Annotated in this window: 9 protein-coding genes and 4 pseudogenes; 9 read left to right on the top strand and 4 right to left on the bottom strand. The window is 59.4% G+C overall.

Translation table 11 applies throughout. From position 1 onward, the window contains the following. Positions 1-4 precede the first annotated feature (4 nt). Positions 5-568, top strand: coding sequence for a DUF6891 domain-containing protein (locus BMY98_RS01210; RefSeq protein ID WP_074883499.1), 564 nt, complete (start codon positions 5-7; stop codon positions 566-568). Between the two features lie 26 nt (positions 569-594). Continuing rightward, positions 595-1,551, top strand: a complete 957-nt coding sequence (locus BMY98_RS01205) for an ankyrin repeat domain-containing protein (RefSeq protein WP_074883496.1) — start codon at positions 595-597, stop codon at positions 1,549-1,551. A 126-nt stretch (positions 1,552-1,677) separates the two neighbouring features. Here the strand turns inward: BMY98_RS01205 and BMY98_RS01200 are convergent, their stop codons facing one another. Next, positions 1,678-2,817 carry a glutathione-independent formaldehyde dehydrogenase gene (locus BMY98_RS01200; protein WP_074883493.1) on the bottom strand — a complete coding sequence of 380 codons (1,140 nt, stop codon included), beginning with the start codon at positions 2,815-2,817 and terminating at the stop codon, positions 1,678-1,680. Between the two features lie 239 nt (positions 2,818-3,056). On the opposite strand from BMY98_RS01200, the gene BMY98_RS01195 reads away from it, so the two are divergent. Then, positions 3,057-3,851, top strand: a complete 795-nt coding sequence (locus BMY98_RS01195) for an SDR family NAD(P)-dependent oxidoreductase (protein ID WP_074883489.1) — start codon at positions 3,057-3,059, stop codon at positions 3,849-3,851. 80 nt (positions 3,852-3,931) lie between these two features. On the opposite strand, the gene BMY98_RS01190 is transcribed toward BMY98_RS01195, so the two are convergent. Continuing rightward, positions 3,932-6,178, bottom strand: coding sequence for a putative bifunctional diguanylate cyclase/phosphodiesterase (locus BMY98_RS01190; RefSeq protein ID WP_074883487.1), 2,247 nt, complete (start codon positions 6,176-6,178; stop codon positions 3,932-3,934). A 437-nt stretch (positions 6,179-6,615) separates the two neighbouring features. On the opposite strand from BMY98_RS01190, the pseudogene BMY98_RS27970 reads away from it, so the two are divergent. The 4 genes and pseudogenes from BMY98_RS27970 to BMY98_RS01175 all read left to right on the top strand — a co-directional run. Then, a pseudogene (locus BMY98_RS27970) lies at positions 6,616-7,782 on the top strand (methyl-accepting chemotaxis protein); the annotation flags it as partial. Then, the gene (locus tag BMY98_RS27965) at positions 7,768-8,640 is read left to right on the top strand and encodes a methyl-accepting chemotaxis protein (protein ID WP_425438838.1); all 873 of its coding nucleotides are present in this window, start codon (positions 7,768-7,770) and stop codon (positions 8,638-8,640) included. The pseudogene BMY98_RS27970 and the gene BMY98_RS27965, both read left to right, overlap by 15 nt. A 162-nt stretch (positions 8,641-8,802) precedes the next feature. After that, positions 8,803-10,569, top strand: a complete 1,767-nt coding sequence (locus BMY98_RS01180) for a methyl-accepting chemotaxis protein (protein WP_074883482.1) — start codon at positions 8,803-8,805, stop codon at positions 10,567-10,569. Continuing rightward, positions 10,566-12,050 carry a chemotaxis protein CheW gene (locus BMY98_RS01175; RefSeq protein WP_074883479.1) on the top strand — a complete coding sequence of 495 codons (1,485 nt, stop codon included), beginning with the start codon at positions 10,566-10,568 and terminating at the stop codon, positions 12,048-12,050. The genes BMY98_RS01180 and BMY98_RS01175 overlap by 4 nt, the downstream gene beginning before the upstream one ends. A gap of 27 nt (positions 12,051-12,077) precedes the next feature. Here the strand turns inward: BMY98_RS01175 and BMY98_RS01170 are convergent. Then, positions 12,078-12,575: pseudogene (locus tag BMY98_RS01170) on the bottom strand (winged helix-turn-helix domain-containing protein); the annotation flags it as partial. 2 nt (positions 12,576-12,577) lie between these two features. Here BMY98_RS01170 and BMY98_RS01165 point away from each other — a divergent pair. Then, a pseudogene (locus BMY98_RS01165) lies at positions 12,578-13,477 on the top strand (efflux RND transporter permease subunit); the annotation flags it as partial. Continuing rightward, positions 13,473-13,982 (top strand): annotated as a pseudogene (locus tag BMY98_RS01160) (MlaA family lipoprotein); the annotation flags it as partial. The pseudogenes BMY98_RS01165 and BMY98_RS01160, both read left to right, overlap by 5 nt. A gap of 104 nt (positions 13,983-14,086) precedes the next feature. Here the strand turns inward: BMY98_RS01160 and BMY98_RS01155 are convergent. Further along, a complete protein-coding gene (locus BMY98_RS01155) occupies positions 14,087-15,325 on the bottom strand; it encodes an acyl-CoA dehydrogenase family protein (RefSeq protein ID WP_074883476.1) in 1,239 nt (412 codons plus the stop codon). Positions 15,326-15,392: the final 67 nt, after the last annotated feature.

Raw genomic sequence — 15,392 nt, 5'->3', positions numbered from 1 at the left:
GCCAATGGCCGACAGCAATGAATACGTGGCGGACAGCATACGGACGTGGGTGTGGTCGGGCTTCTACACGCCTGAAGAGATGGATGAGATGGTCGATGACATCATTGACGATGACTGTGATGTACCAGCGCTGAAGGCGTTGATCCTGCCAGAGTGGCAACGCAAGCTCGACGCAGAGCGTGACTGGCCAGAGGTGACTGCCTGCGAGCGGCTCGATGCAGTGTTCTACGATCTCCATGAAGAGGGGATCTGTGCCCTGTCCAATGCGGGTTATACCTTGTCGGACGGATTCACGGAGGTGGCCGAAGCGATTCACCAAGCGCCGAACGAGCATTACCACGGTTTTTGTTTTTATCACGGACAAGACGTGGAACGCGCTGTAGAGGGAGAAGCCCTGCTCATCGCTTTTGGCGCAATCGATGATGATCCTGCACAGAGTCTCAAGGTAGGGCACCGGTTGTGCAGCGTGTTGAAAGCCGCTGGCTTTGAAGTCTTCTGGAATGAAACCGTCGAGCAGCGTGTGGAAATTCACAACTTCAACTGGCAGCGCAGAGCGCCCCGCGACTGAACGGCGATCAATATCAGGAGATGCCCTTGAGCAAGAAACTGTTAAAGGCGGCCGCCCGAGGCCAGAACGAGACGTTGCTGAGCCTGCTGGACGGTGGCGCCGATATCGATTTTATCGACAAGATGCCCGGTCGTACGGCATTGATCGAAGCGGCCATTGCCGGCCATGTACACACCCTCAACCTGTTGATCGCCCGAGGCGCGAGCCTGGACAAGGCCGATAAGACCCTCGGGTTCACGGCCCTCGGCTGGGCCGCCGACAGAGGTGATCTTCACGCAGTGGACGCGTTACTGGTGGCTCAGGCGTCCGTCGATCTGACAGCCCACACCTATCAACAGACGCCTTTGATGCTCTCCGCCCGTGAGGGGCACGCTGGTGTCGTGGCTGCCTTGCTGGCGGCCGGGGCCGATGTGCATTTACAAACCGGCAACGGCCACAATGCGCTGTCGATGGCTGATGCGCGAAACCACGCGGAAATCGTGGCGCTGTTGCAGCAGCACGGTGCGCTGGCGCCTGTCCCGCCTGATGAGTATTCGATGCCTTGGCCCGCCGTGGCAGCGGACGGGTCAGATGTTGATGACAGCAACCCTGCAAGCGTCCTGCGTGGCTTCATCCTGGCCATGTATGCCTGGGAAACCGACTGCTACAGCCAAAAGCAACGCATCGATGATGGCGAGCTTGCCTGGTCGGTTATTCAGGCGGCGCAGAATCAAATAATCGAGCGTTTTTGTACGTCCAAGCCCCGTATTTACGGGAGCCTCGGCAGCTTCGGGTTTCCACCGGAGTATTCGCCCAAAGATGCACTGGTGAGTGTCGAGCGTGAGGCTCGCCGGGCGGTGATCATTACGCGGCAGGCGCCCAGTACGAGGCTGCGGTATGAGGTGCTGTTCGGCCTGACCCGCAAAGGTGATATCTGGCGCATTGATACAAAGAAGCGGCGCGGTTGGGGCGAAGCCGCTGATTGGGAAAGGTCGATACTGTGAGAGGAGCCTTGAAGCTGCCATGTTGATGGGAGTGATCCACACCAAAGCGAGCGCTTCGGCACGGATCACCCATTAACATCGTTCAGGCGCAACCGTCACAACAGCTCAACGGAGTGCGCCAGAGGCTTACGCCGAAGGCTTGAGCACCACTTTGGTCCAGCCGTCGGCGCGCTGATCAAAATGCTTGTAGGCGTCCGGACCTTCGGACAGCTTCAGGCTGTGGGAGATGATCTGCGACGGCTTGGCACGGTCATGGTGAATCAGCTCGGCGAGGCGACGGTTGTACGCCTTGACGTTGGCCTGGCCGGTGCGGATCTGCTGACCCTTGAACCAGAAGGAGCCGAAGTCGAAGGCCATTTTGCCTTCTTTCGCCAGATCGCTCGCAGCGTTCGGGTCCTGCGGCACGAAGACACCCACGACACCGATGCCACCAGTGGGCTTGGTGGAGGCCACCAGGTTGTTCATGGTTTCGTGATTGGCTTCATGGCCGTGCTTGTCGCAGCACTGATAGCCCACGCATTCGCAGCCACGGTCCGTGCCTTTGCCGTTGGTCAGGTTCATGATTTGCTCCACGGCCTGGGTCTGTGCCGTGTTGATCGGCGTCGCGCCCAGCTTGGCGGCCAGGGCCAGACGGTCTGGATGGTTGTCGACCACGAAGACTTGCGAGGCGCCTTTGATCATCGCGGAATGGGCAGCCATCAGGCCGACCGGGCCCGCGCCGTAAATGGCGATGCTTTCACCCGGCAGCAGGCCGGACAATTCAGTCGCGTGCCAGCCGGTTGGAAGGATGTCCGACAGCATGACGTAGTCGTCTTCTTTTTCCTTGGCATCTTCAGGCAGCACCAGGCAGTTGAAGTCGCCATACGGCACGCGCAGCAGTTCGGCCTGGCCGCCCTCGTAAGGCCCCATTTCGGCAAAACCATAGGCGCCACCGGCACTGCCAGGGTTGACGGTCAGGCAGTAACCGGTCAGGCCGCGCTCGCAGTTATCGCAGAAGCCGCAGCCGATGTTGAACGGCAGGCAGACCATATCGCCCACTTTCACGCGATCGACTGCAGCGCCCACTTCGATGACTTCGCCCATGTTCTCGTGACCCAGAATCCGGCCCGTTTCGAAGCTGGTGCGGCCTTCGTACATGTGCAGGTCGGAACCACAAATGTTGGTCGTGGTGATGCGGACCAGGACATCGGTTGCTTTTTCGATTTTTGCATCGGGGACGTTCTGAACGCTGACGTCGTAAGGACCGTTGTAAATAATGGCTTTCATGGGTTCTCCAGAACAATGAGATGCAGATACGGATAGTTCGCCAGTTTTAGTACGACCGTACTGACCTGTCGTTCAAAGAGATTCGCCGCGAGTGACGAACGGTAAATGCTGGCAAAAGGCTCTGGAACGCGGCTTGCGGCCAGCCCGAGACGAAAGCCACCCTCGCGTCTATGCAAGCGGTAGAAGCTCCACTAGGGTGAATTCAGTCCTGCCCCGCAACCCAATGTGAAGGAGTGGAAATGAACATTCAGCTGAATAACAAACGCGCGCTGGTCACTGCGTCCACCGGCGGCATCGGTTTTGCAATTGCCAAAGGTCTCGCCGAGGCGGGTGCCGAGGTGGTCATCAATGGCCGCAGCGAAGGGTCGGTGAAGGAAGCCATCGCCCGACTGGTCAGCGCCGTGCCCGCTGCCACCATCACCGGTGTAGCCGCAGATCTCAGCGATGCCAGTGGTGTTGAAACCCTGCTCAAGGGTGCAGGGCATATCGACGTTCTAGTGAACAACGCCGGGATCTATGGCCCGCAGGATTTCTTTGAAACGGAAGATGAGGTGTGGGACAGCTACTGGCAGACCAACGTGATGTCAGGGGTGCGCCTGAGCCGCGCGCTGCTGCCGGCAATGGTGGCGGGGAAGTGGGGCCGGGTGGTATTCGTGTCGTCCGAGTCTGCACGCAACATTCCGGCCGACATGATTCACTACGGCGTCTCGAAGACCGCGCAGCTGGCACTGGCACGGGGCCTGGCGAAGCGCGTTGCCGGCAGCGGCGTGACCGTCAACAGCGTTCTGCCGGGGCCTACCTTGTCCGATGGTGTGGCCACCATGATGCAGAGTGAAGTGGAGCGCACGGGCAAATCCCTGGAGGAAGTGACCCAGGCATTTGTGGCCGAACACCGCCCGAGCTCGATCATTCAGCGTGCAGCCACCGTCGAAGAAGTCGCCAACATGATCGTCTACGTGTGCTCGCCCCAGGCATCCGCCACCACCGGCGCCGCGCTGCGAGTTGACGGCGGTGTGGTCGACGATATCGTTTGAGCCGGGCGATTTCCCGGCTGAAGCCGCTCCAGCGGAAACCGGCCGCGCGCGTTCAGTCAACTATGAACGCGAGCGGCTCGTCATCGCCTGCTCGCAACCAGCAATGCCAGAACATCCTCGGCCAGCACTGGTGGGCTGAGCAGAAAACCTTGCGCATATGGGCAGCCCAACTCCCTGAGCTGGTCGAGTTGGCCAAGGGTTTCGACGCCCTCGGCAACAATGGCCAGGTCCAGCGCCTCGCCCAGGGACAGGATACTTTTGACGATGGCAACGCTGCGCTCGTGCTTCATCATGCGCGTGACGAATGACCGATCGATCTTGATGGCGTCGATGGGGTAGCGGTCGATGTAGCCCAGGGAGCTGTAGCCGGTGCCGAAATCGTCCAGCGCAATCCGGATGCCCTGCGCGCGAAGGTCTTCGAGGGTCTTGGCAACAATCTCCGGTTCATGCAGGAACACTGACTCGGTGATCTCGATCTGCAAGGCACGGGCATCGAATCCGGTCTCTGCAATAATCTCGGCGACCTGAAGGGCGAAGTCTTTGCGGTTGAGCTCTACCCCGGACACATTCACGTTCAGCTTGATGCCGCACGGCCCGCCTGCGTCTCTCCATTTGCTGACTTCGCGACAGGCCTTGCGCATGACCCACTGGCCAAGGTCGCAAATGACGCCAATGTCCTCGGCCACGCCGATGAACACGTCAGGGGCGATAATGCCCAGGCTCGAATGGCGCCATCTCACCAGTGCTTCAACGCCCACAATCGTTTCAGTGGTGATGGAAAAGATCGGCTGGTACACCAGATAGAACTCGTCGCGGGTAATCGCATGCTTGAGCGCGTTCTGCATCACCAGCATGTCGATTGAGGCCTGGCGCATCGAGAGGTCGAAAACGGCCCAACTGCCACGGCCCTTTTTCTTGGCGGCGTACATGGCCACGTCTGCATCACGGATCAGGTCTTCGGCGGTACGGTGCTGAGCATCCAGCGTCGCGATGCCGATGCTGCAGGAGATGAAGAGTTGTTGGCCGTCGATGGCAGTTGGCAAGCTGAGGGCATGGGTCACACGCTTGGCGGTCTCGATCGCCTGTTCCTGATGGCCCTTGTCGGTCAGCAGTATGGCGAACTCGTCGCCGCCGATGCGGGCAATCACCGCGGTGGGATCGATGCACTCGCTCAGGCGCTCGGCAACGCTTTTGAGCAGCGTGTCGCCAGCATGATGACCCATGCCGTCGTTGACGTATTTGAATCGATCCAGGTCCAGGTACAACACCGTCGCCGCGCCGGGCTCATCGGTGGTTCCCTTGCTCAAGGCTGAATGGATGCGAGCCATGAAGTAGCCGCGGTTCTTGAGCCTCGTCAGTTCGTCATGGAAGGCCGCGTAGGACAACTCGTCCTGAATACGCTCACGCTCGATCAGCCGCGACTCAAGCGCGACACGTTCCTCGCGGTCGAGCTGGGCTTGCCGAAAATGCTGCTCTGCGTCTTTACGCTCGGTGATGTCGCGTTGTACGGAAACCCAATGGGTGAACCAGCCTTTTTCGTTCGCGACCGGCACGATGCTGAGCTGCACCCAGAACCGGGTGCCGTCCCGGCGCGTGTTGATGAGCTCGACTTCCACGGGGTCCCAGCGTTGCAACGCGTCCCTTATTTTCTGGAGCGTTGGGCGGTCTGTCTCCTCGCATTGCAGAATCCGCGGCGTCTTGCCCATGACTTCGTCGAGGCTGAACCCGGTGGTGGTCAGAAAGGCCGGGTTGCAATACACGATGCGTGGCCCCGGCAAATCGATGGGTTCCGCCTCGGTAATCAGAATGGCGTCCTTGGCGTTGACTACCACCGACTCCAGCAAGCGCAAGCGCTCGATGACCGCAGATCCGCCAGACGGATGGGTGGGGTTCATCTTGAGTGCGTCGTACAGATCGGCTGCATGGGTTTGCAGGCCATAGATGTGCGCGGCGCTGAGACGTTTGTGGGAAAGCGGAATCGTCATCAACACCGCACCGGTCAGGACGGCGTCGCCATCCCGGATAGCAACGCAGATCAGCGATTCGTCGACCACTTGATCCAGCCCGGCAGGCAGCGCAGCGTCAGCGGGCATGGCCTCGCCAACGTCGACGACATCCCCGTAGGACAACATCATCTTTAACCAGCCGCCGGTGATTTCGTTCGTGCGCACCTCCGGCGCGTTGCCGCAGGTGGCTACCGTGCGCCACTGCTCCTCGTCCCGCAATATCAGGATGGCGCCCGCCGCCCCGGTCAGGTGGGAAGCCGCGTCCAGAAACTGACCCAGAACTTCATGATTCTTCAAACCAACGTGAGCCTTGACGGCCATGTGCATTACCTGAAAAGGGGACGGAGTGGCAGGCGGTCATTCGATACGAGTAGAAATCAAAAAAACCAGCAACAACCGGGTGCGATATCTGCGGCCACTGGCGAGGTGGTTGGCAGCTTCGGTATCGGCAGGTCGACGAAGTTCAATAAGACGACTTGGCAATGGCTGGCGCTAACCAAGTGAAGGAGTGCGGGCGATCCATCATTTGAACCTTACAGCGTAGTGCTTTCGAGTGATGGGAAATGTCCCTCAACCGCACTGGTTCCAAGTGTTGCAGGCCCTCGAAACCGGAGAGTGGAAAGGTTCAAAGTTATACATGAATAAATAAATGTACAACCCTGCCTAAAGTTCATCCCACCCTCTGCCGATGCGAATAGGCCAGCACATGCGCTTCGTCTGGCCGGGTCACTTGGAAATGGCTCTCAACCTCGCCCTGGATGACGACACCTTCTCTTCGAAGGCAACTGTGGTTGCCCGAACTATTTTTCGCCTGCGGATTGATTACGCGATGGCGTTTGAGGCTTGAAATGGCAGTGGCAACGAGATTTTTGGACAACATCAAGGTTTCCCGAAAGCTGGGGATCGGCTTTGGCATCCTGCTGCTGGCCGTACTGGCGGTGGCGTTTGTCGGTTACACCAGCAATAACCTCCTCGTTGATCGCCTGAACACCACACGCTTGACCGGTACGCTCAACGATGCCGCGCAGGATATGCGTCTCTCCGAAAAGCAGTATGAAGCCTCAGCCGATCAAAACGCGCTTGAGGCTTACCACACACAGCTCAGTGCGCTGCAGGCGCTGACAGCCCAGGCACTGCTTGCAATGAAACGGGCCGAGAGCCAGCAAGCGCTGGCGCAACTGCAAGCCAGTACCGCGTCCTATGATCAAAAGGTCAATCGCCTCGTTGATACCGACAAGTCCACCAGTGGTGCCCTGAAGCCGCTGGGTGCGCTGTCTGACAAATTCGTCGACACATTCTCCAGAATGCTTGAGGCCACCACGGCCAGCGCTTTGGAGCAACCCGGGGTCGAGCGTGTAACCGAGCTGCGCACGGTCGCCGACCTGCGAAATGGCATGACGATGTTTCGTCTCGTGCTGCGCCGTTACATCGCCGTTCCGGACGCCACCAACAAAAAGCTGCTTCTGGACACGACCGACTCGTTCCTGAACAACATCACTAAAGCCCGCACCAGCCTGCCCGCCGAACTGTCCAGCCAACTGGACGAAGCCTTTGCCGGGATGCGGCAGTACCGCGACGTGCTGGTGCAAGTCTCGGCTCTTTTTGAGCAGAAGCAGAGCCTGCGCCAGCAGGTGGATCAAGAAAGCGAGGCCATGGATAAAATCCTGACCGGCTTGAAGGACACCCAGCAGCGGCTGGCCCTTGCCGATCAGCACGATGCATTGATTCAGGTGGTCGTTCTGACCTTGTTTGCCGTGGTGGTGGGGCTGCTGGCTTCTGTGATCATCTCCCGTCAGATCACCCTGCCGCTGGCGCTCACGGTCGACCTGGCTCGCCGGATTGCCAAAGGTGACCTTACTGTTCAGTCCAGATCCACGCGCCGAGACGAGGTGGGCGACCTTCAGAATGCCATGCAAGAGATGGCGCAAAGCCTCAACACGCTGGTGCAGGGCATCGGTGGTGGCGTGACGCAAATCTCCAACTCTGCCCAAAAGCTGTCCGCCATGAGCGAGCAGACCAGCGCCGGTGTTCGTCAGCAAAAAGTCGAAGTGGATCAGGTCGCCACTGCCATGCACGAGATGGCCTCCACTGTTCAGGAGGTCGCGCGCAACACCGCCGACGCCTCGGCCGCCGCCACCCTGGCCGAAGAGCAGGCGCGTCACGGCAGCGCCGTGGTCAAGCAGGCCACGACGCAGATCAGCGAGCTGTCCCAGGCAATAGAGGCGCTGGGAGAGGCCATGAATGTGCTGACGCAGGACAGCGGGCAAATCGGCAAAGTCATTGACGTGATTAAGGCGGTTGCCGAACAGACCAACTTGCTGGCACTCAATGCCGCCATCGAAGCCGCAAGGGCCGGGGAGCAGGGTCGCGGGTTCGCCGTGGTCGCTGACGAAGTCCGTTCGCTGGCACAGCGCACGCAAGACTCGACTCAGGAAATCGAAACACTGATCCTCGCTCTGCAGCAGGGCACTCAATCCGCCGCCAGCCTGATGGTGTCCAGCCGGGAACGCACGCTGGACACAGTCGAACTGGCGCAAAAAGCTGAGCAGGCGATCAACCAGATCAACCACTCCATCGGCACTATCCAGGAAATGAGCCTGCAGATATCCGCAGCCGTCGAGCAGCAAAGTGCGGTGGCCGAAGAAATCAACCGCAGTGTGCTGAGTGTTCGTGACGTCGCCGATCAGTCCGCGACAGCGAGCGAGGAGAGCGCAAGGGCAACCGTCGAGCTGGCGTCTTTGGGCAGCGGTTTGCAAAAAATGACGTCGCATTTCAAAACGTAAGACGTTTCACCCGGTTGCCTGCCGAGCAAACAACGGGAAGCAGGGCTTTTCCAGAGCCCTGCCTCCTGCGGCGCCATCGAAGGTTGGACAGTGAACAGCGGTTGCTTATCGCTTTCAGGGACGGAGCCCCGCCCACTCAACATCATTTAGCGGATCTGCCCCATGAATAATAAATCCAACCCAACCGCCGAACTTGCCCAGGCCGGCGCCGACCTGAATTCTCTGCTAAGCGCGATCGACCGCTCCCAAGCCGTCATCGAATTCGATCTGCAGGGCAATGTGCTGTACGCCAACCAGAATTTTCTCGATTGCATGGGCTACGACCTCGAAGAAATTCGTGGGCGCCATCACCGGCTGTTTTGCATGCCCGACTATGCGACCAGCAAGGAATACCTGATGTTCTGGGAGAAGCTGGGGACCGGCAAGTTTGACGCCGGCCAGTACCAGCGTCAGGCCAAGGACGGGCGCCAGATCTGGCTGCAGGCCACCTACAACCCGGTGATGGACAACAACGGCAAGCCATTCAAAATCGTCAAATTTGCCAGCGATGTCACCGAAGTACGCAATCGCAATGCCGAATGGGAAAGCAAAATCGAGGCGATCGAGCGCTCCCAGGCGTTGATCGAGTTCACCCCTGAAGGCTATGTATTGAACGCCAACAGGAAGTTTCTTTCGGCCATGGGTTACACGCTGGACGAAGTCGTCGGCCAACATCACCGCATGTTTTGTGAACCCGAATACGCGGCTTCCCTGGCGTACCGCGAGTTCTGGGAGAAACTCGGCAAGGGCGAATACGACTCCAGCGAGTACAAGCGCCTGAGCAAGGACGGTCGGGATGTCTGGATTCAAGCGTCCTACAACCCGATTCTTGATACCCAGGGCCAGACGTACAAGATCGTGAAGTTCGCCACCGACGTGACCGAGACCAAACTTCGCACCATGGAGCACGAAGGCAAGGTCAACGCGATCAACCGCGCCCAAGGCGTGATCGAGTTCGACCTGAGCGGCAATATTCTCTCGGCCAACGCTAACTTCCTGGATCTGGTGGGCTACCGGATGGAGGAATTGAAGGACCGGCACCATTCGCTGTTTTGCGAACCGGAGTATGTCAAGACCACGCCTTATCGTGAATTCTGGAGCGCGCTGAGCAGCGGAAAATTCTTCACCGGGCGCTTCATGCGCATCAGCAAGTACGGACAGAAAATCTGGATTCAAGCGACCTATAACCCGGTGTTCAACGCGACGGGGCAACCCTACAAGGTGGTCAAGTTCGCCACCGACATTACCGCTCAGGTCGAGCTTGAAGAGGCCATTGAAGCCAAGACCCAGGCGATGGATGAGTCGGTCACGCGCCTGATGGAGGCCATTGCCGAAGTGGTCAAAACCACTGGCGACGCCAACGATCAGGCACGCATTACCCAGGATGAAGCCCAGCGCGGTTCCCAGACCCTCAACGAGGCGTCCGCGGCGATGGACACCATCGGCAAATCGGCAGAAGACATTCAGGAAATCATCGAGGTGATCAGCACGATCGCCGGTCAGACCAACATGCTCGCCTTCAACGCCGCCATTGAAGCGGCGAGGGCGGGTGAGCATGGGCTGGGCTTCTCTGTGGTGGCCGATGAGGTGCGCAAGCTGGCGGAGAAGTCCTCCCAAGCCACCACCAAAATCAACAAATTGATTCAGGAAACGGTCCGCCGCATCAACTCCGGCAGCGAGATCTCCCGCAGCGCAGGCAGTGCGTTCGAGCGCATCGTAGCCGGGGTCGAAAAGACCAATGGCGCGATGACCACCATCGGCGCGGCGACGCAAGAACAGCATCACCTGGCTGAGCGTGTCGCTGAACTGATCGACGAGCTCAACCGTATCAAGCTCGCCACCGGGTTGGGCAAAGGCTTGAGCGCCCCAGGTCAGGTTGAAACCCTATGAGCGAGGCCCTCGCGTTTGGGATAGTCAAACTAGGCGCGCTGGAAGTCGCGATTGACGCCCAGGCCCTGGAGCAGGTGATCAACTGGCCCGCCCGGCTGCAGCCCCATCCGCTGCAAGGCGGGGCATTGCTCGGCATGTTCAGCCTGCGCGGCAAGGCGCTGCCACTGATTGAGCTCCGGTCGTTGCTGGGTGAGCACGACGTCGCCCAACACGACCCACTGGAAATGGTTGCCATCGTCAACCATCAAGGCCGACGCCTGGGCATTGCGGTCAGCGGCGTCAGCGATGTCATGAAAGTCGAGGCGCGGAACCTTTGTCGTCTCGGCGGGGAGGGCACCGCGGTCGCGCTGCTGCCAGAACTCGTGCTGGTCGAAAATGAGCGAATGATTTACCGGCTCGACCTCGACGCGCTGTGCGGCTCGCCCCAAGTGTTGACTGCGCAGTCCAGAGAAGTTGCCGACACCATGCAGGTTCAGGACCCGTCCCGGGAGCTGCATCATTTGCTGTTGTTCGAGTGCGAAGGAAAGCGCTACGCAGTAGACGCCAAAGCAATTACCGAGCTGGTGGACCGCCCGGACATGCTGCCCAGCAAATTGGGCGGCGACTTCTGCCTGGGCGTCGTGAACCGCCGCGGCGTTGATGTACCTGCCTTGAGCCTGAACCGGATCCTGGGTATTGAATGTCCGGCGACGGCCCAGCCCCAGAATCAACTGCTGGTGTTGACCTCGCGAGAAGGCTATCGCATCGGTCTGGTCTACGACCGAATGATTTCGATTGTGCGCAAGCGTGCTCACGAAATTCTCCCATTGCCCCGCTATGGATTGCGGGAGCCCGGGCTGTTTGCCGGCGTTGTCGGGCTGGAGAACGGAGAGCAAGCGCTGTTGCTTGATTACCGCGAGTTGCTGGAGCGCAAAGAGACACTGAGTTTCGCCAGGATCTACCAGACCAGCGCGCCCAACCAGGATGCGCTGGGCTCGCGTCTTGCGCAGATGAACCAGACGTGTCTGGTGTTCCAGGCGTCCCAGCCGTTCGTGGTGCCCCTTGATCAAGTGTTGGAAATCCTTGATATGCCCGAGCACTACGTACGGTTTGCCCAACAGCAGTCCCATTTGTTGGGCAGTTACAACCTGCGTGGCGAGCAGATTCCGCTGGTCTGCCTGAGCAGCCTGATAGAGGGCACAACGCCTCCCGGCAATACGCTGGAGCGGGTGCTGTTGGTCAAAGGCGAACTTCATAGCTTCGGGCTGGTGGTCAACCGCACCGACTCCATTGAAACCTTTACCCACCCGGCCTCCGAGCATCCCGAGGGTTGGGAGCACAGCGTGAGGGTCAAGGGCTCGGTCAATGACCGCATGCGCAGCCTGGTGAGTATCGGCAAGGGTGATCAGGTCCGCTGGATGACGCTGATCAATCTGAGCAACATCGTCAGGGGACTGGAGATGGCCGTGACGGAGGCGCAGACCCGGCGCCTCGCGGGTTAAGCCAGGGACATTTGCCTCGCTGACGCTTCACCCGTCAGTGAGCTGGAACCGATAGCCGACGCCATACAACGATTCAATGGGCGTCTCCCCAGGGCATGCCTGCTCCAGCTTGCGCCGCAGGTTGCGGATATGGCTGTCCACTGTCCGGTCAGTCACCACGCGGTGGTCGGAGTAGAGCTTGTCCAGCAGTTGATCTCGGGAAAAGACCCGGCCGGCCGAACGCGCAAACGTGCTGAGCAACCGCAGTTCAAGGCGTGTCAGGTCCAGCTCGACACCATTGAGTGACGCGCGGTGCTGTGCGTCATCAATGATCAGCCGCGGTGCAACGCCGGTCAGCAGTTGGGGGCCGCGGCGCAGGATGGCCTTGACCCGGGCCACCACCTCGCGGGGGCTGAAAGGCTTGCAGATATAGTCGTCAGCGCCCAGATCGAGGCCCCGAAGGCGGTCCATTTCTTCAACACGGGCGGTGATCATGATGATCGGCACGGCGCTGAAACCGCGCAGGTCCTGGCAGACCTGCATACCGCGAGGCGGTCAAGGCCAAGCTTCAGGAGATGGAGCCGTTCTATCCGGCAGAAATGCAGCTCAAAAACGTGATTGCCTACGACACCACGCCCTTTGTGAGCCTGTCCATCGAGGAAGTGGTCAAGGCCCTCGGCGAGGCGATCGTGCTGGTGGTGTTGATCATGTTCCTGTTCCTGCAGAACCTGCGCGCGACGCTGATCCCGGCGATTACCGTGCCGGTGGTGCTGTTGGGCACGTTCGGCGTGTTGTCGCTGTTCGGCTACTCGATCAACACCCTGACCATGTTCGCCATGGTCCTGGCGATCGGCTTGCTGGTGGACGATGCCATCGTTGTAGTGGAAAACGTCGAGCGGTTGATGGGCGAGGGCCTGTCGCCCATGGCGGCCACGCGACAATCGATGAGTGAAATCAGCAGTGCACTGGTCGGCATTACCCTGGTGCTGAGTGCGGTGTTCATTCCGATGGCGTTTTTCGGCGGCTCCACCGGGATTATCTATCGGCAGTTTTCCGTGACCATCGTCTCGGCCATGGTCCTCTCGGTGTTGGTGGCCATGACCCTGACACCCGCGCTCTGCGCTTCGCTGCTCAAAGCGCATAACGGCCAGACGCCAAGTGCTCAGCGTGGGTTCTTCGGCTGGTTCAACCGCACCTTTGAACGGGCCAGTGCCGGTTATGAGCGCTGGGTGGGTGCGGTGTTGCGGCGGTGGGGACGGAGCCTGCTGCTTTATGGGCTGGTGCTGGTGGTCATGGCGGTGGGCTACATGAGTCTGGCGACCTCGTTCCTGCCGGACGAAGACCAGGGAATTCTGCTGGCACAGATCCAGTTGCCGGTGGGGGCGACGGACAGCCGCACGCAGGCCGTGATCAAGCAGTTCGAGGATTACATTCTCCAACAGCCTGACCCCCCACATTCTTCAGGACGGGATTCACAATGCGCTGAGCAATCTGGGGGAGGTGAAAAATGTAGCCAACCATTTACTTCAAGCCAGGTTTCACAGCGCCGGCGTTGATACGAGTCGCTTTTTGTTCAACAGCACGATTGGCCTGGCGGGTTTGATCGACGTCGCCACGCCGATGGGCTTGCCGCGCAGTGATGAGGACTTTGGCCAAACGCTCGGTCGCTGGGGTGTCGCGAGCGGTCCGTACCTGGTACTGCCGCTGCTGGGGCCGAGCACATTGCGCGATGCGCCGGCGATCCTTCCCGATGCATACGCCAACCCGATTCGCTACATCGGCGACGTCCCTACGCGTAACAGTCTGTATGGCGCGAGCATCATCGACGGACGTGCTCAATACCTGAAGTCTGAAAAACTCATCACGGGCGACAAGTACAACTTCATCCGAAGTGTCTATCTGCAGACCCGAGCGTTCAAAATCAACGGGGGAGAGGTGCAGGATGACTTTTGATCCGCTTGACGACCCGCAAAGCGTCGCGTGCCAACATGAGGCACCGCGACGGGCTTGCCAGATTCAAGGCCAGGAATCGAAATCTTCGGCTGTAAGCAACGCTTTCAACTGGCCTTCGGCTCTCCCTGCCCGATTTGCCAGACATAGGGTGGCTCGGTGCCGTTGATACTCCAGTCACCGACGATCTTCGCCTTGTAGATAAGCGGGTTATGGGACGCGACGGTCCGCGCATTACGCCAGTGGCGATCCAGAGCTTTATTGACGCTAATGCCTGAGGCGCCGAGCGCATTGAACAGGTCGGTGGCGGCTCGCAGAACAAGATCGGAGACGACGACCTGTGCTTGTGCCGTTTCGATTTCCGCTGCAATGTTTGCCGTTCGCTCTGCCTCGGGGTTCCCCGAAAACCGCGCTTCATAGGCTCGCTGCAAGGGCGTTGCAGAGCGAAGGGTGGTGGCCTGTGCAGCGTAGACCTGCGCGGAAATCTGGCCGACCACTTGCTGGATCTGAACATCGGCGCTCACGCGGGTGGCATTGCCGTGGCTGTAAACACGTGTGCGCTCGCGGATCTGCTGGGTAATGTCGCGTTCTATCGCCCGACCTGTGCCCGCCAATACGGCGAGCAACACCAGTTGGTAGAACGCGGTTTGATAGTTGAAACGGTTTTGGAAGGGGATGATATGTGTCGCGGGAACAGGGACGTTATTGAATACCGAGGTCCCGCTGCCTGTCGTGCGTTGTCCGAAACCGTCCCAATCATCACTTTGCTGTACCCCGGCGTGACGGGCATTGACCACTGCAATAATGTCCGCACCCGTGTCTGATCGCTGGGCGTACACATCGATCCAGTCAGAAAATAGACTGCCGGTGCTGTAGTATTTTTTTCCGTTCAAAAGAAACTGCGCTCCGTCCGGAGTCGCTTTGGTGATGACTTCACCGAGCTTTACATCGCCTGTTTCTGTCCACGCGTTACCCACTAAATCGCCTTCAACGAAGCGCCGGAACCATGTGTCGCGTTCGGCCGTCGCGGGCGAGTTCAGTTGATCTTCTACGAAGGCAAAATGGCCGCGCAGGGACTGCGGAATATTGGAGTCGGCTTCGGCCAGCTCGATCAGCAACTCACACAGTTGCTCAACAGAAGCGCCGGCGCCGCCATATTCTTTGGGCACTCGGACAGCACCGAACCCGGCCTGCTTGAGCCATTTGATGGGCTCGTCGGGAAGTGCACGAGAGTGTTCTCGCTCAACGGTGCCCGCTGCAATGTGCTGGAACAGCGGCCGAAAACGATTAGCCAGTGCTTCGTAGTCGGTACCCAGAGAAAGCGGATTGTTCGTCGCGTCAGGCATAGGGGAACTCCCGTGATGATGAAAGCCGTCCGGTGCTGGCGGCTTCAATACACCCGCTTTGCATGCT

This window comes from Pseudomonas graminis (assembly GCF_900111735.1).
GTDB lineage: Bacteria > Pseudomonadota > Gammaproteobacteria > Pseudomonadales > Pseudomonadaceae > Aquipseudomonas > Aquipseudomonas graminis.
Note: the sequence above shows the minus strand (reverse complement) of the source record. Positions and strands in the feature narration are given on the sequence as shown.

What these genes read in the sequence shown, in the direction of transcription:
- BMY98_RS01210 (WP_074883499.1), top strand. Translation starts at nt 5, where the DNA reads ATGGCCGACAGCAATGAATACGTGGCGGACAGCATACGGACGTGGGTG.
- BMY98_RS01200 (WP_074883493.1), bottom strand. Translation starts at nt 2,817, where the DNA reads ATGAAAGCCATTATTTACAACGGTCCTTACGACGTCAGCGTTCAGAAC.
- BMY98_RS01195 (WP_074883489.1), top strand. Translation starts at nt 3,057, where the DNA reads ATGAACATTCAGCTGAATAACAAACGCGCGCTGGTCACTGCGTCCACC.
- BMY98_RS01190 (WP_074883487.1), bottom strand. Translation starts at nt 6,178, where the DNA reads ATGGCCGTCAAGGCTCACGTTGGTTTGAAGAATCATGAAGTTCTGGGT.
- BMY98_RS27965 (WP_425438838.1), top strand. Translation starts at nt 7,768, where the DNA reads ATGCAAGAGATGGCGCAAAGCCTCAACACGCTGGTGCAGGGCATCGGT.
- BMY98_RS01180 (WP_074883482.1), top strand. Translation starts at nt 8,803, where the DNA reads ATGAATAATAAATCCAACCCAACCGCCGAACTTGCCCAGGCCGGCGCC.
- BMY98_RS01175 (WP_074883479.1), top strand. Translation starts at nt 10,566, where the DNA reads ATGAGCGAGGCCCTCGCGTTTGGGATAGTCAAACTAGGCGCGCTGGAA.
- BMY98_RS01155 (WP_074883476.1), bottom strand. Translation starts at nt 15,325, where the DNA reads ATGCCTGACGCGACGAACAATCCGCTTTCTCTGGGTACCGACTACGAA.